Below are 1,473 nucleotides of genomic sequence, written 5' to 3' on the forward strand. Positions count from 1 at the left end.
CGTGCAGCATGCCGCCCCTGCCACGGGCGTGGGTGCGGTCGCCGGGGGCGTGCTGGGGGCCGTGGTGGGCAACCAGATCGGCAAGGGCTCGGGCCGCACGGCGGCCACGGTACTGGGCGCCGTTGGTGGTGGCTACGTGGGGCACACGGTGGAGCAGCGCACGCGCACCCAGACGGTGTATGAGGTGCGCGTGCGCATGGACGATGGATCGGTACGCCGCTTCACCCGCTCGCAGCCCGTGCCCGAAGGCGCACCCGTGCGGCTGGAGGGCAAGGGCTTCCAGCTGGTCTGAGGCCCGGAAAACCCCGCGCCAGACCGGGCGGTCGGACGGGCGTTTTCAGGGCACTGCAGGCCGGCCCTGTGGATGGCCGGCGCGGGGACCGCAGGGGCGGTGGGGAATGGGCGGCTCAACGCCTCCAAAGCTTCCCCCGCGATGTTCTAAAGGATAAACAGCCTGCAGCGCTCTTCGCGTATGCGCTCGCAGCTATCAATGGTGTAGCGCGGTGGGTATGACCGCTGGCTTGGCGAGCCTTGCCGCCGCAGCCAGTGCCTCAGTCCACGATGATCTTCTGTTCCTTGATCAGCGTGGACAACCGCGCACCTTCGGATGCCAGCAGGGCCTTGAAGTCGGCCGTTTCGAGCGGGGCCGGTTCCGCGCCCAGATCGGCATAGCGGGTTTTGGTGGCGGGCAGCGCCAGCGCCTTGGCCAGCTCGCGGTTCATGCGGGCGATGACGTCCGCGGGCGTGCCCTTGGGCGCCCACATGCCGAACCAGATGTCGAGATCCGCGTCCTTGAAACCTTGCTCGCCCACGGTGGGCACATCGGGGAAGAAGGGCGAGCGCTTGGCGCTCACCACGCCCAGCAGCTTCACCTTGCCGGTGCGGATGTGCGGAAAGGCGATGCCAGGGTCGCAGACGAAATCGGTCTGCCCGGCCATCACATCCTGCAGCGCGGGCGCCGCGCCCCGGTAGGGGATGTGCGTGATGAAGGTGCCGGTGGACAGCTTGAACAGTTCGCAGGCCAGGTGCGGGGGCGTGCCGGCACCGGACGAGGCGTAGGACAGCTTGCCCGGCCGGGCCTTGGCCAGGGCCACCAGCTCGCGCGCATCCTTGGCCTCGATCTGTGGCTTGGCCACCAGGTACATCTGCGTCTTGCCCACACCGCCCACGGGCGCCAGATCGCGCGAGGGCAGGATGTTCGACTTGAACAGCGAGGGGTTGGCGGTTTCCACCGACGTGGGGGCGATCAGGAAGGTGTGGCCGTCCGGTGCCGCGCGGACCACTTCCGCAGCGGCGATGTTGCCGCTGGCGCCGGGCTTGTTGTCGATGACCACCGACTGCCCCAGCGATTCGGCCAGCGACTGCGACAGGATGCGCGCCATCACGTCGGTGCTGCCGCCGGGCGCAAAGCCCACGACCACGCGCACGGGCTTGGTGGGCCAAGGGGCGGGCGCCTGGGCCTGTGCTGCGCCC

At 69.5% G+C, this 1,473-nt stretch carries 2 protein-coding genes; one reads left to right on the forward strand and one right to left on the reverse strand.

What is annotated here, in order from left to right:
* Positions 1-292, forward strand: a 292-nt coding sequence (locus ACDELDRAFT_RS22385) for a glycine zipper 2TM domain-containing protein (protein WP_040330662.1), incomplete at its 5' end; no start/stop codon positions are given.
* A 259-nt stretch (positions 293-551) separates the two neighbouring features.
* Here ACDELDRAFT_RS22385 and ACDELDRAFT_RS22390 read toward each other — a convergent pair.
* On the reverse strand, positions 552-1,473 hold a 922-nt coding region (locus ACDELDRAFT_RS22390; RefSeq protein ID WP_005801141.1), incomplete at its 5' end, for a Bug family tripartite tricarboxylate transporter substrate binding protein.

It is taken from the genome of Acidovorax delafieldii 2AN, from assembly GCF_000175235.1.
Classification (GTDB): domain Bacteria; phylum Pseudomonadota; class Gammaproteobacteria; order Burkholderiales; family Burkholderiaceae_C; genus Acidovorax; species Acidovorax delafieldii_B.